The sequence below is a fragment of the Rhodospirillaceae bacterium genome (assembly GCA_040219235.1).
In the GTDB taxonomy this organism is placed as follows: Bacteria; Pseudomonadota; Alphaproteobacteria; order Rhodospirillales; family Rhodospirillaceae; genus WLXB01.
This window is the reverse complement of the sequence record JAVJSV010000011.1, coordinates 1,212,717-1,231,079: the sequence shown is the minus strand read 5'-3', so window position 1 is coordinate 1,231,079 and position 18,363 is coordinate 1,212,717. Positions and strand designations below refer to the sequence as shown.

The 18,363-nt window shown below is 50.7% G+C and carries 15 protein-coding genes and 2 other RNA genes; 11 read left to right on the top strand and 6 right to left on the bottom strand.

Annotated features, from left to right (window positions below):
* Nucleotides 1-137: 137 nt before the first annotated feature.
* Nucleotides 138-1,010 (bottom strand): protease modulator HflC, encoded by an 873-nt coding sequence (locus RIC29_09695; GenBank protein MEQ8735185.1) that lies wholly within the window; start codon nt 1,008-1,010, stop codon nt 138-140.
* Nucleotides 1,010-2,155 carry an FtsH protease activity modulator HflK gene (gene hflK / locus RIC29_09690; GenBank protein MEQ8735184.1) on the bottom strand — a complete coding sequence of 382 codons (1,146 nt, stop codon included), beginning with the start codon at nt 2,153-2,155 and terminating at the stop codon, nt 1,010-1,012. Before hflK ends, RIC29_09695 begins: the two co-directional genes overlap by 1 nt.
* A 168-nt stretch (nt 2,156-2,323) precedes the next feature.
* Between hflK and RIC29_09685 the strand changes: the two genes are divergently transcribed.
* Complete coding sequence (locus RIC29_09685) at nt 2,324-3,421, top strand: Mrp/NBP35 family ATP-binding protein (GenBank protein MEQ8735183.1); 1,098 nt, start codon at nt 2,324-2,326, stop codon at nt 3,419-3,421.
* Between the two features lie 15 nt (nt 3,422-3,436).
* On the opposite strand, the gene RIC29_09680 is transcribed toward RIC29_09685, so the two are convergent.
* Both RIC29_09680 and RIC29_09675 read right to left on the bottom strand, forming a co-directional pair.
* Complete coding sequence (locus tag RIC29_09680) at nt 3,437-3,964, bottom strand: dihydrofolate reductase (GenBank protein ID MEQ8735182.1); 528 nt, start codon at nt 3,962-3,964, stop codon at nt 3,437-3,439.
* An 11-nt stretch (nt 3,965-3,975) separates the two neighbouring features.
* Nucleotides 3,976-4,770, bottom strand: coding sequence for a thymidylate synthase (locus RIC29_09675; GenBank protein MEQ8735181.1), 795 nt, complete (start codon nt 4,768-4,770; stop codon nt 3,976-3,978).
* 58 nt (nt 4,771-4,828) lie between these two features.
* Here RIC29_09675 and ssrA point away from each other — a divergent pair.
* The 6 genes from ssrA (at nt 4,829) to RIC29_09645 (ending at nt 9,832) form a co-directional block, all read left to right on the top strand.
* Nucleotides 4,829-5,152, top strand: a transfer-messenger RNA (tmRNA) gene (ssrA, locus tag RIC29_09670).
* A gap of 130 nt (nt 5,153-5,282) precedes the next feature.
* On the top strand, nt 5,283-5,870 hold the full coding sequence (locus RIC29_09665; GenBank protein MEQ8735180.1) for a ClpXP protease specificity-enhancing factor SspB: 588 nt from the start codon (nt 5,283-5,285) through the stop codon (nt 5,868-5,870).
* 57 nt (nt 5,871-5,927) lie between these two features.
* A complete protein-coding gene (locus RIC29_09660; protein MEQ8735179.1) occupies nt 5,928-7,538 on the top strand; it encodes a fumarate hydratase in 1,611 nt (536 codons plus the stop codon).
* A 3-nt stretch (nt 7,539-7,541) separates the two neighbouring features.
* A complete protein-coding gene (locus RIC29_09655) occupies nt 7,542-8,165 on the top strand; it encodes an alpha/beta hydrolase (protein MEQ8735178.1) in 624 nt (207 codons plus the stop codon).
* Nucleotides 8,166-8,180: 15 nt separating this feature from the next.
* The gene (fumC, locus tag RIC29_09650) at nt 8,181-9,584 is read left to right on the top strand and encodes a class II fumarate hydratase (GenBank protein MEQ8735177.1); all 1,404 of its coding nucleotides are present in this window, start codon (nt 8,181-8,183) and stop codon (nt 9,582-9,584) included.
* Nucleotides 9,581-9,832: a ribbon-helix-helix domain-containing protein gene (locus RIC29_09645; GenBank protein MEQ8735176.1), complete on the top strand. Its 252-nt coding sequence runs from the start codon at nt 9,581-9,583 to the stop codon at nt 9,830-9,832. Before fumC ends, RIC29_09645 begins: the two co-directional genes overlap by 4 nt.
* Here the strand turns inward: RIC29_09645 and RIC29_09640 are convergent.
* Nucleotides 9,818-13,054, bottom strand: coding sequence for an AsmA family protein (locus RIC29_09640; GenBank protein ID MEQ8735175.1), 3,237 nt, complete (start codon nt 13,052-13,054; stop codon nt 9,818-9,820). The genes RIC29_09645 and RIC29_09640 overlap by 15 nt on opposite strands.
* Nucleotides 13,055-13,072: 18 nt before the next feature.
* On the bottom strand, nt 13,073-14,857 hold the full coding sequence (locus tag RIC29_09635) for an acyl-CoA dehydrogenase C-terminal domain-containing protein (protein ID MEQ8735174.1): 1,785 nt from the start codon (nt 14,855-14,857) through the stop codon (nt 13,073-13,075).
* A gap of 293 nt (nt 14,858-15,150) precedes the next feature.
* Here RIC29_09635 and RIC29_09630 point away from each other — a divergent pair, with 293 nt between their 5' ends.
* The 4 genes from RIC29_09630 to rnpB all read left to right on the top strand — a co-directional run bounded on the left by RIC29_09630 (nt 15,151) and on the right by rnpB (nt 18,194).
* Nucleotides 15,151-16,053 (top strand): RNA polymerase factor sigma-32, encoded by a 903-nt coding sequence (locus tag RIC29_09630; protein MEQ8735173.1) that lies wholly within the window; start codon nt 15,151-15,153, stop codon nt 16,051-16,053.
* 116 nt (nt 16,054-16,169) lie between these two features.
* Nucleotides 16,170-17,048 carry an EamA family transporter gene (locus RIC29_09625; GenBank protein MEQ8735172.1) on the top strand — a complete coding sequence of 293 codons (879 nt, stop codon included), beginning with the start codon at nt 16,170-16,172 and terminating at the stop codon, nt 17,046-17,048.
* Nucleotides 17,038-17,769: an N-acetylmuramoyl-L-alanine amidase gene (locus tag RIC29_09620; GenBank protein MEQ8735171.1), complete on the top strand. Its 732-nt coding sequence runs from the start codon at nt 17,038-17,040 to the stop codon at nt 17,767-17,769. The genes RIC29_09625 and RIC29_09620 overlap by 11 nt, the downstream gene beginning before the upstream one ends.
* A gap of 40 nt (nt 17,770-17,809) precedes the next feature.
* An RNA gene (gene rnpB, locus RIC29_09615) (RNase P RNA component class A) lies at nt 17,810-18,194 on the top strand.
* Nucleotides 18,195-18,363: the final 169 nt, after the last annotated feature.

Below are 18,363 nucleotides of genomic sequence, written 5' to 3'. Positions count from 1 at the left end.
TTGGCCGAAATGGTAACGATCAACAACTCCGTCAACAGGTTTGTGTCGCTTTCTATCAGCTTCGTAATCTTTATGGACCTGGTAGATTTGAGGCTTCCCTATGCCAGACGCCTGCTGCGCCCAGCATAGGTTTCAGTTTAATCGCGAGCAGCTGGCAGTTGGTCAAAAAAGCGGAAAAACTCGGAGTCAGGACTTAAGATCATTGTTGTCCCCTCAACGAGTGAGCCCCTGTAAGCTTCCATGGACCGCATAAACCCATAAAATTCAGGGTCCTTGCCATGGGCCTCATTGAGTACACGACGACTTTCCGCTTCGCCTTGACCGAGTTGAATTTGAGCTTCTCGTTCAGCATCAGCTAGAATAATGGTCCGCTCACGGTCAGCTTCAGCTTCAATACGAGCTTTGGTCTCCTGCCCCTGGCCTCTTAAGAGAGCGGCCTGCGCAATACGATCTGAGCGCATCCGGTTGTAAACTGACTGGCTGGTTTCAGGCGGAAGATCAGTGCGCCCAATGCGGACGTCAACCACTTCGACCCCAAACTCGGGCGCACGGCGACTAACACCGCGCGTAATCTCTTGCATGACCTCAACACGTTTATCCGTCAGCAAGTCAGACAATTGCGCCTGACCTAGCGCATCGCGAACGCTACCGTTTAAAATTGTACCAAAGCGGTCACGAAACCCAATTTCCGTTCTGACTGCTTGATAGAATTTAAGGGGGTCAACAATTTTATACCGCGCAAACGCATCAACGATAACACGCAGTTGATTCACCAGCGGCATTTCTTGGCTCGGCGGATCAAGATCGAGAACACGATTATCGTAGTAAACGACGTTCTGCACGAGCGGTATTTTGAAATGTAACCCTGGCTCGACAATCACACGTTTGGTTTCACCCAATTGTAGTACAATGGCCTGTTGTGTTTGATGAACCGTAAACAGAGTGCCCGTCAGTGCGATGGCACCAACCAGAACAATGACACCAAGTGCGAGAAGTTTTCCTGACTTCATTAGTTTGTTCCTCCGTCACGAGCACGCTGCAATTGATTCAACGGGAGGTAAGGCACGACACCGTTACCCTGACCGTTATCATCCATGATGACCTTTTCTGACTTACTGAACACCTCTTGCATCGCTTCCAGATACAGACGGCGTGACGTCACATCCTTATTGTTACGATAAGTCTCATAGAAGGCATCAAAGCGTTGCGCGGCGCCCTGGGCCTCACGAATCAGCTTTTCTTTTTCAGCTGATGCGTTTTCAATCATGCGGGAGGCTTCACCCTTGGCGCGCGGTACGATATCGTTCCGATAGGCAGTAGCCTCATTACGCAAACGTTCTTGGTCCTGATTGGCACGCTGAACGTCGTTAAACGCGTCGATCACTTCTGGAGGAGGGTTGGCACCCTGCACTCTGATTTCAAGAATGCTGATACCAGAACCATAGCTATCAAGAATTTCCTGTAAAACCGTCTGTGCGGTTTGGCCAACAACTTCACGACCGCCAGTAGTGACAAAGTCCAAAGTATTTTGACCAACCACTTCTCTCATTGCGCTCTCGGCAGCGAGCTTAACAGTTTGCTCTGGCGCACGAATGTTAAACAGAAAATCTCCTGCATCTCGAATGCGCCACTGCACCACAAAGTCAACATCAACGATGTTCTCATCACCTGTAAGCATGAGGCTCTCGGCTGGCACATCGCGCAGGTTGGTTGTGTTAGGAACACCTCTAAACCCAATGGTGATTTGGTTGGTCAAAGTCACTTTCGGCGTCTGCACCTCACCGACTGGGCCTGGAAACCAATAATTTAAGCCGGGTTGAGTGGTTTTGACATAACTGCCGAATAAAAGTTCAACACCTTGTTCATCTGGTTGCACCCGATAGAAACCGCTTGCACCCCAGATAACCAGGACAGCAGCAATCACGATCAATATACCGCGTGATGAGCCCATACCGCCCGGTATGAATTGCTTTACCCGATCTTGGCTGCGCTTGAGTAGCTCTTCCAAATCCGGTGGCGGTTGACCGCCGCCCCAGGAACTTCCCCCGTCACCGCCGCCATTTCCTCCGCGACCGCCTTTGCCGCCCTTGCCGCCCCAGGGGCCGCCTGATCCGCCACCGCCCCATGGGCCGCTACCTTGTTGTTTCCAGAACACTGGAGTATCCCTTCCTGTCATTGGTCTGCCATATCATTGGCGACCGAAAATCAAGTGCTACGGCCTTATATGACATGTGCCGGGGAGGCGCAACGCGAGCCCCGGACTGGTCTTGATGAGTCTAGACCACAAAAGTACATATCGGTTGATAAATTGGAGGTTTCAAGGGTGCCAGACGTGACAAAAGATCAAATTATTGAAGCCCTTAGCGCTGTGGACTCAGGTACAGGCGGTTTGGATGTAGTTGCGCGGGGCTGGGTTCAAGACATTGTGATTAAAGAAGGACACGTGGCCTTTAGCCTGCAGGTACCTCCAGATCTTGGTCCCAAACTGGAACCTGTAAGGGCTAACGCAGAAAAAGCCGTTCACGATTTACCAGGCGTTATTTCTGCAACAGTCGTGTTAACAGCGGAAAAACCGGCCAGCAAAACTCCTCAAGCCAAGAGCGGAAGTGGTCGGGATCGTTTGGAACTGCCTGGCATCGCCGCCATTGTGGCGGTAGCGTCCGGAAAAGGCGGTGTTGGCAAATCAACAACAGCAGCCAATCTAGCTGTGGCGCTAGTCAAATTAGGTAAACGCGTCGCCTTGTTTGATGCGGATATCTTTGGCCCCTCGATGCCACGCATGATGGGATTGTCTGGTAAAAAGCCGCATTCAGACGGACGCAAAGTCTACCCACTTGAGAATCATGGCGTGAAAGTCATGTCGATTGGCTTCATGGTCGCAGAGGATGATCCGATCATATGGCGCGGCCCTATGGTCATGGGTGCCCTGGAACAAATGCTTAAAGATGTGGAATGGGGTGACATCGACGTCATGATCATCGATATGCCGCCGGGCACCGGCGACACCCAACTGACAATGTCCCAGCGCGTGCCTTTGTCAGGAGCCGTTATTGTATCAACGCCCCAGGATATAGCACTGTTAGATGCCCGCAAGGGCCTCAACATGTTTAAACGCGTCGAGGTCCCGATCCTTGGCGTTATCGAAAACATGAGCCATTACATCTGCCCCTCGTGTGGGCATCGTGACGATATTTTCAGTTCTGGCGGCGCAAAAAAGGCAGCAGCTGAGCTGAATGCAGATGTGCTTGGCGAAATTCCTCTAGATATTCGCATCCGGGAAACTTCCGATGAAGGCACCCCTATTGTCGTTTCTGAGCCAGAAAGCGCTTACAGCAAAGCTTACCTCGATATTGCTGTAAAACTATCGGAAAAGCTAACAAAGAACCCCAACAGAGCAGCCCCAAATATCTCAATGGGATAGCTAACAGCAACGTATTTAAGTGTTGGCCCGGCGGTCTAGCACTACAAAACTATATGATGGGCCACCCTCGTCATCAGGTGCAAAACGCTCACGGGAAATTTCTTTCCACTGGGTTTTGTCGGGTGCCATAAACCACGCATCCCCATCGAACTGTCGATGCACTTCTGTGAGATAAAGGCGATCGGCTTCGTTTATGAGGCGCGCATAAATTTCAGCGCCGCCGATGACCATGACTTCATCAACGCTATCCGTTGCCGCCTGCGTTTTGGCTTTTTGCACTGCTTCTTTAATTTCATTGCAAACAATGACCCCGGTCGCAGACCATCCAGCTTGACGGGTGATCACGATATTGGGGCGGCCCTTCAAGGGTTTACCAATGGACTCAAAAGTCTTGCGCCCCATAACGACAGGTTTGCCCATCGTCAGCTGTTTGAAGTTCTTCAAATCCGCTGAAATATGCCAGGGCAATGCGTTGTCCGCACCGATTGTCCCATTCTCGGCGCGGGCCATAATGAGGCACAGTTTAATCTTTGACGCGACCATCGTTCTGCCCTTTAAACCGCGACCGGTGCAGAAATGTGTGGATGTGGGTCATAGCCAACAAGCTCAAAATCTTTGAAGTCAAAGGCGAACAAATCGGTCACATCTGGATTCAGTCGCATAACAGGCAGTGGCCGAGGCGTTCTTCCAAGTTGGGTCTTGGCCTGCTCCATGTGATTTGAATACAAGTGAGCATCCCCGAACGTATGAACAAAATCACCGGGCTCGTATCCTGTGACTTGAGCAACCATAAGAGTTAACAGGGCGTACGAGGCAATATTAAACGGAACGCCCAGAAATATGTCTGCACTGCGCTGATATAACTGGCACGACAGACGCCCGTTTGCGACATAGAACTGAAATAAACAATGGCACGGCGGCAGGGCCATTGAGTCTACATCTGCTGGATTCCACGCCGTCACTATATGGCGGCGAGAGTCAGGATTATTTTTGAGGCTGGTTAGAAGTTTGTCGATCTGATCAATGGTGCCCCCTTTTGGGTCTGGCCAGGAGCGCCATTGATATCCGTAGACAGGTCCAAGGTCGCCTTTTTCATCAGCCCACTCATCCCAAATCGAAACTTTGTGATCTTTGAGATAGCCAATATTGGTATCGCCGCGCAGAAACCACAGCAGTTCGTAAATAATTGAGCGCAGGTGTAGTTTTTTCGTCGTCACCGCTGGGAAGCCCTGGGACAGATCGAATCGCATCTGATAGCCGAACACAGAATGCGTACCCGTCCCGGTTCGGTCTTCTTTTTTTTCGCCGTGTTCAAGAACATGGCGCATGAGATCAAGGTATTGTTGCATCAGCGAATTTATAGCCGTGCTGGAGCGGAGAACAAGCTTTGGCTGTCGAATAAGTCAAAGCATAGCAAAAACGCCCAAGACGCATTATATTAGAAATGTCGCTTCGGCGACTATGGCGCTAAACCTGCTATGAAATAATCGCTGCGGACCCGGGGGCAGTACCCGGCGCCTCCACCATACCTAGCCATTTTGATAAGGTTTTGGCTGATTTTGGGGGCGAAACAGGATCGACGCGCGTGGTAAAGATAGTAGCTGTTCTCGGCATGGTACCACCGACATCGGGCCATTTTGAAAAGTGCCAACGATAACGTTGCGTACGCCGCTGCCGCTTAATTGAGGCAAGCGCGGTTCGGGGGGCACCGGGCAACAGAAGCCCCCCACTTCTTGCGACTCGTCGTCGCAGCACGCTACTGCCAAAAGAACGTCAAAAAAACTGAACCAGCCATTGAACCAAGTCCGCTTGCCCGCCAAAATAGGGTTCGATTCGTTTTCACCTCTTCTTTAGATTCGAAATGACTGTGACTGAACCAACCGTAACAACGCTGATCTACGAACGGATGGTGGAAGACGCCCTGCGTGGTGTCCTCCGTCAGGCCCTCGAAATTACCAAGGCACAAGGACTGCCGGGGGCGCACCATTTTTATATTACATTCGACACCACGCACCCCGGTGTCAGGATTGCGGATTCCTTGCGCGCCATGCATCCCAGTGAAATGACCATTGTGCTGCAGCATCAATTTTGGGATCTGACCGTAGAGGAAGACTTTTTTAGTATTACCCTCAGTTTCAGTGGTGTTAGTCAGAATCTGTTCGTGCCTTTCGCTGCCGTCACGGCTTTTGCTGACCCACACGCTAAATTTGGTTTGCAATTCCATGTCGAGTTTGAAGATGACGACGACACCTCAGACATGGATGAAGACGACTATGATGAAGATGACGATTTTGACGTGGCCCCGATGGACAGCGCTGCTGTGACACAAAAACTCAAAGCCAATCGCAAAGCGCGCAATGAAACTGCTGATTCTGAGGACCAAGAGACAGCAACCGACGAGGACGAGTCGGGCAAGGTGGTCACATTAGACGCATTCCGAAAGAAATAGGCTCATCACTAAAACCATTAAGTACGTGATGACCATAACCGATGAGGACGCTGGGCCATGCTTGACGCTGCCTTCTCCGACATATTTCCGCTTTCAACGGATTCAACACCCTATCGAAAACTGACCGAGAACGGACTCTCCACAGATACATTCCGTGGCGAAAAAATTCTGGTGGTTGACCCTTCTGCTCTGACCCGCCTCACGGCTGAAGCGTTTAGAGATGTGTCTCATCTCCTTCGCCCGGGGCATCTGGCTCAACTCCGCGCCATTATGGACGACCCGGAAGCGTCTCCGAATGACCGGTTCGTCGCCCTCGAACTCCTAAAGAACGCCAACATTGCCGCAGGAATGATTCTGCCGATGTGTCAGGATACGGGCACGGCAATCATCATGGGCAAAAAAGGTCAGCGCATATGGACCGTAGGTAATGATGCAGAAGCCTTATCGGCTGGTGTTGTCGACGCCTACACCAAACTGAACCTGCGGTACTCCCAACTTTCTCCCGTATCGTTATTTGAGGAAAAAAATACTGGCAATAATTTACCCGCACAGATCGACTTATACGCAACTGCTGGCGGCGCTTACAAATTTCTGTTCATGGCGAAGGGCGGTGGCTCTGCCAACAAAACATTCCTTTATCAGAAGACAAAAGCCCTTCTGAACCCTAACGGTCTTCGTAAGTTTTTCGAAGAAGAAATTAAAACGTTAGGAACGGCAGCTTGCCCGCCCTATCACCTCGCAATCGTGATTGGCGGAACCTCTGCAGAAGCCAACTTGAAAACTGTAAAACTGGCTTCCGCCCGGTACTTGGATGACCTCCCGACGGAGGGTGGTGAGCACGGCCAAGCGTTCCGCGACATAGAAGTCGAAGCACAAGTGTTGGAAATCACACGCGGTCTTGGCATTGGCGCGCAATTCGGCGGAAAGTATTTCTGTCATGATGTACGGGTCATCCGTCTGCCCCGCCACGGGGCCTCTTGCCCGGTTGGGATAGGTGTGTCGTGTTCTGCAGACCGCCAGATCAAAGGGAAGATAACACCTGAGGGTGTTTTCCTTGAGCAACTTGAGGCAGACCCGGCACAGTACATGCCGGACGTTAAGGATGAGAAGCTTCCTGGCGATGTGGTCAACATTGATTTGACTAAACCGATGTCGGAAATTCGCGCCGAACTTTCAAAATACCCAATCAAAACACGCGTGTCGCTGACCGGGCCGATGATCGTTGCGCGGGACATCGCTCATGCAAAGTTGAAAGAACGTTTGGATGAAGGTCGTGGCCTGCCCGACTACATGAAGAATCATCCTGTATATTATGCAGGCCCTGCGAAAACGCCGGACGGCATGGCGTCCGGCTCTTTCGGACCGACAACAGCTGGACGTATGGATTCCTACGTTGATTTGTTACAAGCCAACGGTGGCTCAATGGTCATGCTGGCCAAAGGAAACCGGTCCAAGCAAGTGACTGAAGCCTGCAAAACACATGGGGGCTTCTATCTCGGCTCTATCGGTGGCGCTGCGGCCAGATTGGCGCAAGAATCAATCAAAAAAGTGGAAGTGCTTGAATACCCAGAACTTGGCATGGAAGCCATATGGCGCATTGAAGTTGAGAACTTTCCAGCCTTTATCATTTGTGACGACAAAGGCAATGACTTCTTCGTTAACATCTGAGCTGTGACTCTCCCCGACCTTCTCGTTGATGGGCCAGGGTCAGCGCCGCTAACAATTGCACTCGCGCACGGCGCAGGTGCGCCCATGGACTCCGAGTTCATGAATGTGTTCGCGGAAAGTATTGCACAAAATGGTCACCGCTGCGTGCGTTTCGAATTTCCTTACATGGCTGACCGGCGTGCAACTGGAAAGAAACGCCCGCCAGATCGACAACCGAAACTCTTCGAGACATGGCAGATCGTTATTAATCATCTTGGAGCCGAGTCATTGATCATCGGAGGCAAGTCCATGGGAGGGCGTATGGCGACCATGATTGCTGACTCTGCTAATGTGCGCGGCGTCGTGGCGTTAGGCTATCCATTTTATGGCATGGGCCGGGCCGATAAGCCACGCATAGAACACCTTAAAACACTCCAAACGCCGACGCTCATATGCCAAGGTACCCGCGACGCCATGGGGGCATATGACACTGTCTCTGCTCTAGCTTTATCAAGCGCAATTACCTTTTACTGGTCGGAAGACGGTGATCATTCCTTAAAGCCGCGTAAGAAATCTGGGCGGACGCAGGAACAGTCGTGGAACGAAGCCGTTGATGCTGTAGAACGTTTTCTCAAAACCTTATCTTAATGAGGATTCGCAGACATGCTTGAGACCCGTACAGAAACCGACAGTCTCGGCGCTATTGAAGTTCCTGCTGACAGGCTGTGGGGGGCGCAAACACAGCGCAGCATAGAAAATTTCCCCATTGGCACAGATCGCATGCCACTCAGCATTATCCGTGCTTTCGGGATTCAAAAAAAATCTGCGGCAATAGCCAACAAAACCCTCTCTGAATTATCGGATGAGATTGCAGATGCCATCGCAAAGGCGGCCTCGGAAGTGGCAAATGGGGAACACGATGATGAATTTCCATTGGTGGTATGGCAAACGGGCTCAGGCACGCAAACAAATATGAATGCGAACGAGGTGATCGCCAATCGCGCCAATGAAATCCTTGGTCACGCACGCGGAAGTAAATCGCCGGTTCATCCGAATGACCATGTTAATAAAGGCCAATCCTCCAACGACACCTTTCCCACAGTCATGCATATTGCCGCTGTCATTGAGACACATGAACGACTACTCCCCGGACTGAAATGCCTTCAAGACTCACTCTCAATCAAAGCGGATGCCTTTGCAGACATCGTGAAAATCGGTCGCACTCATTTACAAGACGCAACACCACTCACTTTGGGCCAGGAATTTTCGGGGTATGCGACGCAGGTCAGCTTTGGCCTAGACCGTGTTCAAAACTCTTTGCCGCGCTTATACGCCATTGCTCAAGGCGGCACTGCAGTTGGAACGGGTTTAAATACCAGAGTGGGTTTCAGCAAGTCCTTCTGTGATGAGTTAAACCGATTGACGCAGCATCCGTTTAAATCTGCGGAAAACTTTTTTGAGGGACTAGCCGCCCATGATGCGCTGGTTGAAATGTCTGGAAGTCTTAACACGATTGCCGTGTCATTAATGAAAATTGCCAATGACATTCGGCTCTTGGCCTCCGGTCCACGCGCTGGCCTTAATGAATTGAACTTGCCCGCAAACGAGCCAGGGTCCTCAATTATGCCGGGCAAGGTCAACCCCACCCAATGCGAAGCCATAACTATGGTCTGTGCACAAGTGATGGGCAATCACACGACAATCACGGTCGCCGGTTCGCACGGTCATTTGGAATTGAATGTCTTTAAACCTGTAATGGCGTCTGCCCTGCTACAATCGATACGGCTATTGGGTGATGCCTGCAGCAGTTTTTCAGAACGATGCATTGAAGGACTTCAACCAAACTCAAAAGAGATCGCCGCCCACGTGGAGAACTCTTTGATGCTGGTGACTGCTCTGGCGCCGCATATTGGATATGATAGAGCAGCGGATATTGCGAAACAGGCGCATGCAGAAGGGCTTACTTTAAGGCAGGCCGCGACAAAGAGCGGATACATATCTAACGAAGATTTCGACAAATTTGTCGACCCTAAACTCATGCTAGGCCCCAAAGGTCCATCAGAATGAGTCTCATTCTGAAGCGCTCCATCAACATTGCAGGTCATCCCACCAGCATTTCTCTGGAAGAGGAATTTTGGGAAGCGTTAAAACAGGTTGCGCAGGGCGAGCGCTGCTCCCTCCCCGACTTAGTGGCCAAAATCGACAAAGAAAGAACAGGTGGTTTATCAAGCGCTTTAAGACTGCACGTCCTTAAAACTCTGCAAAACGGAACACAGACTGCTGCTAACGCTGTCTCAGATTCAGTTGGCGATTAAGCCACCACCCGCATTGAGCCTGACGTTTGGCGCGTCTAACGAACCAAAAACCTCAATTGGAATCAGGGCCGGTAATTGCACTCTATTATTAGTCAATTTTGCAAGCGTGTTAGATTGCAGTCTGATCCGGCCTTGGGCATCAATTGTCCATCTCGGCAGATCAATCGTGCCCGTAAATTCTCCAGCGTATGCATTGGACGTTAAACTTGCCTCATCAAGGGTTGCAACTCCTGTAGATACATTAAACGCTGAGTCCAGCGTTGCTGAACCATCGGGTCTATTACCTGTTAATAGCCCACCCAGTTGACTGAGCGCACGCACAGGCACCAGGGCCGCAGCAATGACAGCATTTTCACTAGTGGCTGTTGCATCAAGGCCACTCATCGTCAAAACGCCACCGCCTGAGAGATTCGAAACCAATTCTTGTTGGCTCTGACCCGAAGAAGAGAACTTACCACTAAAGCTCATAGACCCAGATGAAGCCGAGTCATCAGTGTTCTGATTTAACTCTGCATCAACAACATCCAAACGCGTTTGAATCTGATGTGTTTCACCCACTGTAATGGTCAAATCGCCATTTGAAGGCCCACCGAAAAGATCACCAGACCATTTTGTGATCGAGAGCGTACTGTCTTGAAGCGTGATGGGAGCCTCCAGATTTTCAATCAAAACTCCCCAGCCGCTCAGACTCTTTGCGGTGAGATTTAGTGAGCCATCAAACTTAGATATCAAGGATAGATCAATAGGTGCGGATGACCACCGCCCAGAAACATCACCCGAGTTACTTATGCCACGAGCCAAACTGGATCGCATCAAGCGCGCTGTAGAATCTTTTGGAATCACATCGTCAACGTTTAGGTCTAATACATGTAATGAGCCTGTCACCTGAGGCTGAACGCCAGACAGATCAACAATCGCGTTACCTTCAACGCCGTTTACGCCGACATTTAACAACAGTGAGTTCAGCGTGATGAGGGAGTCTCCTCCTTCAGCGTTCACCGACAAACTACTCGCCTCGGCTATGATTGAGTCATCGTTTCGGTCCAGGTTCAGACCGGACAGAAAACTCGAGTAACTTGGGTGATCAGCGCTGGCCTTGATCTCAAACGAAAGACCTTGATCAAAGCCGGAAAAAACATCTGAAAGAGTGCCGGATGCTTTGACAACCAAATCACCAGCTCTTCCCTCGGCGTTGAGCGACAAGGATGATGGCGTGCCCGTGATCTCGCCCTGCAAATCAATAGATGCACTCAACAGCGGAACAATAGGGACGTTGGCATTAAGCGCACGCACTAGGCGGTAGAAATCATTCGTTTTTGCTTGAACTTTAAAATCTTCAACGCTGAAAACCGGGGAAATGCTTTTTATGAGTCCCGCGCCTTGCAAAGAGGCACCCGCGAAATTTGACAGGCTAAAATTCTTAACGAGAACACCGTTTGAGGTTGTGTTGGCGCTCAACAACATGCCCTCAACACTTTTACCAGCGACAACAACCGAACCCAATGACGCCGTTATACTGACATCAATTGGAAACGTAGAAATTAGTGTTGATATCTTATCTTTAGGCTGAGTTGTTGAGACCAGCTCAATATCTTCTGCTCTATCAGCTTTACTGAAGAGCCGGTCAGAAAAGCCAGGCGCGTAAGAATCCAAGTCGAGCTGATTAACATTAATATCCAGCCCAAGCTGAACGCGTTCTGCACGCGCAAGATTGGCCGTTCCTGTAAGACGCATTGTATCCAGAACAGCTTGAATGTTTTTCAGCTTAATATCGCTCGGCGTACCAATGATTTGACTCTCAAACGACAGCGCATTCATTCTACCCGAAGAGGCAAGGCCCTCGGGCAAATCAAACTCAAGCCACGACAATAAACTGCGCGCGTTACGACTCTGCCCCACCGCTTTGAGGTCAAAGAACACGCCATCCTGATGGTTTCTTAGAGATCCTGAAAACGAAAGTTGCGAATTACCAGGCAAGTCCAACCTGGCATTTTTTATTGCAAGCTCGCCATCTTGCAACGATACAGAAATAAGGCCATTGCGCATGACCTGATCGTTCCATTCGATCAAGTCTACGCCAAAGTCGAGCCGTGCTGAAAGCGTCCGTGGAAGCACATAAGAGACCTCACCCTCGGCCAATGTGTTCGCGGTTGTGGCAGCGTCAAAGTCAAAGAAAGGTGTATCAACGATACGATCAAGACCACATGTCAGCCACGACTCGAGGTCCAAACGTGAAGCCTTCAAAGAGAGTTCGATATGATGAGATTCGTCCCATTTTGCTTCTCCAGCACCACTTAAACGAACTTCACCAGAGCGCAGCTCAATATTCGACACACGCGCAGATGACTCCGTAACGTCAACTTTCGCGGCGAGTTCATATGGCCGACTTAACGCTCGCGTCAAACTATCACCGACAGCAATGCCAAATGAAGCAAGACCTTCGGTTACGTTTGTTCCACTGAGTGCCAGCCTGCCGCTCACAGAAGACATTCCAGAGCTCGGCATCATCTGACCTGAAAATCGCGACTGGATGCTGCCTTTGGGTGTATCAAGGTCTACTGCAACTGATCTCAAACCGTTTGAGTTTACCGCGCCAACAGCGGCCTGAAAGCTCCAGTCGATACCAATAACTCTTGCCTCACCATTTGCGGCGTAAGGTCCAGTGATACTTTCAGCTGTTATGTCTGCATTGAATCCACTTACAGCGTAGATTGGATCATCAGTAGCATTATTATAAATCAGCTCTCCATCGATCACTGTCAAACTATCAATGCGCAAATTAAATGAAGTCTTGCTCTCGGAGAGATGCGCGCCGTCAATTGAGACAGATGACGATGCATTGAGTGTCCAGGTATTTCGTCCATCGGGCAGCACCTCTGCAAAAATCAGCGGTCGGACAAGCGCAACTGAAGTGAACTGAATGCCTCCGACAAGCAAAGGACGAAAAGCAAGATTTACATTTACAACCTCAGCAATTGCGAAATCAGAACTTGTTGCACCATCAATACTGCCAATACGCACCGCTTTCATGTTTAACGCCGGACGGGGCAAAAAAGAAAAACTTAAATCACCCTCGACAGTGACTTCACGGCCCGTGATGGCAGAGATACGAGATTCAAAGATTTTCCGATACGGCGTCCAATCAATAAAAGACGGCGTTATTAGCACGCCTACCAACAGCAAGATAACAACGCCAAATGTAATCGCGCCGAAGCGTTTCATGCAGGCGTCTCTCTCTAATTAAAACGCGGCCTCTGGAAGTGCCATCATCGCACGAGACCCTGACCGCATTGTCGCATCCAAAGAAGACGTTCCAGGTAAAACACGCGTCATGAAGTAACGACCGACAGCCAACTTAGTGTCGTAGAAGTCATCGCCACTCGCGCGCGCATCTAGAGCCTTCTCAGCCATTTTCAGCCACATCCAGCCATATAACGTAAGTGCGAATAGCTTTAGATAATCATTCGCTGCTGCACCAAGCGCATTGACGTCTTTTTGTGCTTCCTCTTTAAGCCACTCAGTCGCGGCTTTGAGACGGTCTAAAGACTCTTCAAACGGAACAACAAACTCAGACAAATCATTGCGCCCGGCTATCGCCTGAAGTGACTGATCAATTTCTTTGAGTAACCCCGCAAACAGGCGACCATCATGCAAGGAGAGCTTGCGGCCAACCAAATCCAAAGCCTGAATGGTATTCGTACCTTCGTAGATTTGAGTGATCCGGACATCACGCACCAATTGCTCCATGCCCCACTCCCGGATGTAACCATGACCGCCGAACACTTGAAGACAGGCGTTGGTGATTTCTGTTCCAAAGTCTGTGCATGCTGATTTTATAATCGGCGTCATCAGCGCTTCCATATCTCCAGCATGCTGACGCACGGCATCATCAGCGTGTGCATGCGCCATATCGACGTTGAGTTGCGTCCACACAGCTAAGGCCCGTTGAGCTTCTATGATCGATCGGGAGAACAGCAATTTATTGCGAATATCGGGATGCACGATAATAGGGTCAGCCGCCTTATCGGGCTGGATTGCCCCCTCGGCAGAGCGACCCTGAATACGATCTTTCGCATAAGCCACCGCATTTTGATAGGCAGTTTCGGCCTGAGAGATTCCTTGGGTACCGACAAAAAGCCGCTCTTTATTCATCATCGTGAACATGCCGGCCAAGCCCTTATGCTCTTTGCCCACAAGCCAGCCCTGTGCGGCATCAAAATTCATGACGCAGGTCACCGACGCCTTCATGCCCATCTTATGTTCGATCGAACCTGCAGAGACGGCGTTACGATCACCAAGTGAGCCGTCTTCTTGTGGGAGAAATTTAGGGACCAAAAACATGGAAATGCCGCGACTGCCTTCCGGCGCTCCCGGCAAACGAGCCAGCACCAGATGCACAAAATTCTCGGTCATGTCGTGCTCTCCGGCCGAGATGAAAATCTTCGTACCGGTAATGGCATAAGTCGCGTCATCGTTTGGTTCAGCCTTAGTGCGCAGCAACCCAAGATCAGACCCAGCATGTGGCTCCGTCAGGCACATGGTCCCCTGCCATTCACCGCTAATCAGTTTGGGCAGATAAGTCTGTTGCTGGTCTTCTGTGCCATGTGCCGTGAGGCACATGATGGTGCCCTGCGTTAGGCCGGGATAAAGCCCAAAGGATAAGTTGGCGGACCCCACCATTTCATCAACTAAGTATTGTAACGTTTCTGGCAAGCCTTGACCGCCAAACTCCGGGCTAGCGGTTAAACCACACCAGCCACCTTCAGCAAACTGCTTGTAAGCTGCTTTAAAGCCAGAAGGGGTTGTGACGGAACCGTTATCAAACTGACACCCTTCTTCATCACCAGATTGATTCAACGGTGCCAATACACCTTCACAGAGTTTTCCGCATTCCTCTAGAACCGCATCGATCAGGTCTTGAGAGGCTTCTTCGAAACCGGAAAGGGACGTCAGTTTATCAGCGGCAGAGAACACTTCATGGGTGACAAAACGCATATCGCGAAGAGGAGCTTTGTAAGCCGACATTGACGATCCTTTTTTGTGTTGGCCGATCCAGGTTAAAGCAGATGGGTGCCCAGTAAGTCGGCAGTGACAATTGATCGTAACTTAAAGTTTTCAGGCTCCCGGTCAACGGTGCGAACCTAGGGGGCATACCCCAGAAAAAGCATAAAAACCCCAGAAATCCTTTGGGAAATCCAAATCACGAACTTGTTACGTATATACAGTACCAAATTAGTCGGGTTTTTATTGTAAACAGGACCAAACTAGTCCTACTTTAATCATCCAGCCACTTAACCAAGGAAGGTAAAGGGTTCAAAATGTCCGAAAAGTCCGCCACACAGGCTCTCAAAGGTGCTGTCAGTCACTTGACAAATGTACCGAGCGCGCTGCATGCGCGCTCATTTCCGGTCTTGTCTGAAGAAGACGAGAAAGATCTCGTGCGCCGCTGGAAAGAAACCGGCGACCGCAAAGCCCTTGACCGCCTGATTGAAAGTCATCTTCGTCTTGTTCCCCGCATTGCACGTAAATTCAGCGGGTATGGCATTAATGTCGATGACCTGATCAGCGAGGGCCACATTGGCCTGATGCAATCCATTGAGCGCTTCAAGCCTGAGAAAGGCTTTCGCTTCTCAACCTACGCACGGTGGTGGATCAAAGCGGCAATCTTGAACTTTATTCTGCAAACTTGGTCGCTAATCAAGGTTGGCAACAGTGCCAGTAAGAAGAAGCTGTTCTTCAACTTGAAGCGCGCCAAGCGGGATATGTCATTAGAAGGTACGCGATACCTGACTGATGCAGACGTCACAGCCATCGCCGAGCGATTCAGCGTCTCACGAGAGGACGTTATTGCAATGGACACCAGATTGTCGGCGGTTGATCCATCATTGGAGCAGCCCGTATCAGAAGAAGATGGCAGCACGTTAACGATGCTGGACACCATCGCCTGTGACGACGAAACACCTGAGCAGTCCTATGAAGTACAAGAGATGGAACGCCTCAGAAAACAAGCTCTCAAACGTGGCTTAACCCGGTTGGACCCGCGCGAACGGGATATTGTCAGTAAAAGATATTTAACGGACCGCCCTAAGACGCTGTCCGCTCTGGCCAACATTTATGGTGTTACAGCAGAACGCATTCGCCAGATTGAGTCGGGTGCAATTGCAAAACTCAAATCCACTCTCGCGCCAGACGTTCCCAACTTAGCCCTTGGAGCCGCCTGAGAAGATAGAAAATTCTAAGTAAATTGAGTTCTGAACCGGCGGCAGCATTGCCGCCGGTTCACCAGTCCTGCTAAGTCTGTCTTCTCGCGTTTCACTTTGGGGGCTGGTCTGGTCTTATGTCACGCCGCGACACAGCCCTTGCGACGTTGGCCGCCGTCTTATGGGGCTTTAATCTTATCGCCGGAAAAATCGGCGTTGAGGCTGCACCACCTCTTCTCTTCACCGCCTTACGCTTCATAATTGTAGCCGCGTTGGTTGTCCCGCTTTGTCCTGTAGACCGCAAACACTGGCGTGGTCTCATCATCTTATCCGTATGCTTTGGTACAGGACATTTTGGCCTCTTGTTTGTTGGGCTATCTGGTGTTGATGCCGCAACGGCGGCAATCACACTGCAACTCGGTGTTCCCTTCTCGATTCTGATCTCGTGGCTAGTCTTCAAGGAAAATTTTGGGTGGCGAAGATCTATCGGACTGGGCTTTGCTTTTATCGGTGTCGCTTTTCTTGCCGGTGAGCCAGGCAACACGTCTGCGGTACCATTCTTTATGCTGGTTGTGTGTACTGTATTCTGGGCATGGTCGAATGTCCTCGTTAAGCGCATGCCTGACGTTCGGCCTCTGGCAATTACCGGGTGGCTGTCATTGTTCGCGGCCCCTCAACTGCTCGCCCTCTCAATGGTGTTTGAAACGGGTCAACTCAGCGCAATATCGAACGCAGGCTGGCCGCTCATCGGAGCTCTCGCCTATACCGCGATTGCCGCGTCCATCATGGCGCATGCGACATGGTATGGCTTGGTCCAGAGATATCCGATGAATACTGTCGTTCCCTTCAACATGCTGATTCCGATTGTCGGTGTTGCTGCTGGAATACTTGTTCTAGGTGAGCCGCTGACATGGCAAAAAGTTATGGGGGGAGTGTTAACTCTGGCCGGCGTAGCTGTGATACAGTTGCGGCTGGCACGAAAAACAGTTGAGGAAGGCACGAAAGATGCTTCCTAAGGTCAAACAAAGACTGTCTCAAAACTTCGACCACCGCCGAGACGTCACAGGTCAAGCAAAAATCTCAATGCTGGTGCTTCACTACACTGGAATGCAATCTTGTGAAGAAGCTTTAGAACGTCTGTGCAATAGAGATGCCAAGGTAAGCGCTCACCTGCTCATTGACGAAGATGGATCGGTCTACAGACTTGTAGAAGAAGACCAGCGGGCTTGGCATGCCGGGCGGTCCTATTGGCGTGGTGTTTCGGACATCAATAGCGTCTCGGTTGGTATAGAGCTTGTGAATCCAGGCCATGAATTTGGTTATCAAGATTTCCCAGGCGCTCAGATCAAATCTCTCACTGCCATCGCCCGGGACATCACAGAGCGGCACAATATCCCACCAACCGGTATTGTCGGCCATGCTGATATTGCCCCTGGACGTAAGGCCGACCCCGGCGAGCGGTTTCCATGGGAGCTCTTAGCATCTGAAGGCATTGGCCTATGGCCAGAAGAGTCGGAAGAAAAACTGAGTACTGGTGCTCCTTGGGATAACTTGGCGTCAATTGGCTACCCTATGCCAGGTAACTCTGACTGCGGCGGGGATATCTTAGACCCACTCACAGGCGAAAAAGATGTCATTTTAGCCTTTCAACAGCGGTTTCTGGCCCATCACCTCACAGGTTCACTCGACGACTTAACAAAAGGCAGGATCACCGCTGTCGCCGCGACTTACTCCTAAATGATTGTTCTTTATAGATTTGTCATCTATTGACGTTTGGCCAGATGGTCGGACGGTCGCTGCCAGTTTCGGCTGGGAGAGGAAAGTCCGGGCTCCATGGAAACAGGGTGCCGGGTAACGCCCGGCGGGGGCAACCCTAGGGAAAGTGCCACAGAAAGCAAACCGCCCACACGGCTTTGGCCTGAATGGGTAAGGGTGAAAGGGTGCGGTAAGAGCGCACCGCGCGTCCGGTAACGGAGGCGGCACGGTAAACCCCACCCGGAGCAAGACCAAATAGGGGCAGCAGCATCGTTTCGGCGATGCAAGTGGGTTTCCAGCCTGCTGCCCGGGTCGGTCGCATGAGGTGTTCGGTAACGAACATCCTAGATGAATGGCCGTCTCCTGATTTTCAGGAACAGAACCCGGCTTACAGACCATCTGGCGCTTTTTTCTCCACAAATTCCGTTGCAAACCTAAAACCCCACATCAAGACACTTAACCTCTTGACAACAAGAACAGATGAGGAACATATGGCTGAAATGGAACCTTAGTACCATTGACGCCCATAAATTCCCATGCCATACCAGAAAGGTTGAGAATTTAGGTGCACGACGT

What these genes read in the sequence shown, in the direction of transcription:
- RIC29_09620 (MEQ8735171.1), top strand. Translation starts at nt 17,038, where the DNA reads ATGCTTCCTAAGGTCAAACAAAGACTGTCTCAAAACTTCGACCACCGC.
- RIC29_09640 (MEQ8735175.1), bottom strand. Translation starts at nt 13,054, where the DNA reads ATGAAACGCTTCGGCGCGATTACATTTGGCGTTGTTATCTTGCTGTTG.
- RIC29_09660 (MEQ8735179.1), top strand. Translation starts at nt 5,928, where the DNA reads ATGCTTGACGCTGCCTTCTCCGACATATTTCCGCTTTCAACGGATTCA.
- RIC29_09630 (MEQ8735173.1), top strand. Translation starts at nt 15,151, where the DNA reads ATGTCCGAAAAGTCCGCCACACAGGCTCTCAAAGGTGCTGTCAGTCAC.
- RIC29_09675 (MEQ8735181.1), bottom strand. Translation starts at nt 4,770, where the DNA reads ATGCAACAATACCTTGATCTCATGCGCCATGTTCTTGAACACGGCGAA.
- RIC29_09635 (MEQ8735174.1), bottom strand. Translation starts at nt 14,857, where the DNA reads ATGTCGGCTTACAAAGCTCCTCTTCGCGATATGCGTTTTGTCACCCAT.
- RIC29_09645 (MEQ8735176.1), top strand. Translation starts at nt 9,581, where the DNA reads ATGAGTCTCATTCTGAAGCGCTCCATCAACATTGCAGGTCATCCCACC.
- RIC29_09680 (MEQ8735182.1), bottom strand. Translation starts at nt 3,964, where the DNA reads ATGGTCGCGTCAAAGATTAAACTGTGCCTCATTATGGCCCGCGCCGAG.
- fumC (MEQ8735177.1), top strand. Translation starts at nt 8,181, where the DNA reads ATGCTTGAGACCCGTACAGAAACCGACAGTCTCGGCGCTATTGAAGTT.
- RIC29_09665 (MEQ8735180.1), top strand. Translation starts at nt 5,283, where the DNA reads ATGACTGTGACTGAACCAACCGTAACAACGCTGATCTACGAACGGATG.
- RIC29_09625 (MEQ8735172.1), top strand. Translation starts at nt 16,170, where the DNA reads ATGTCACGCCGCGACACAGCCCTTGCGACGTTGGCCGCCGTCTTATGG.
- RIC29_09695 (MEQ8735185.1), bottom strand. Translation starts at nt 1,010, where the DNA reads ATGAAGTCAGGAAAACTTCTCGCACTTGGTGTCATTGTTCTGGTTGGT.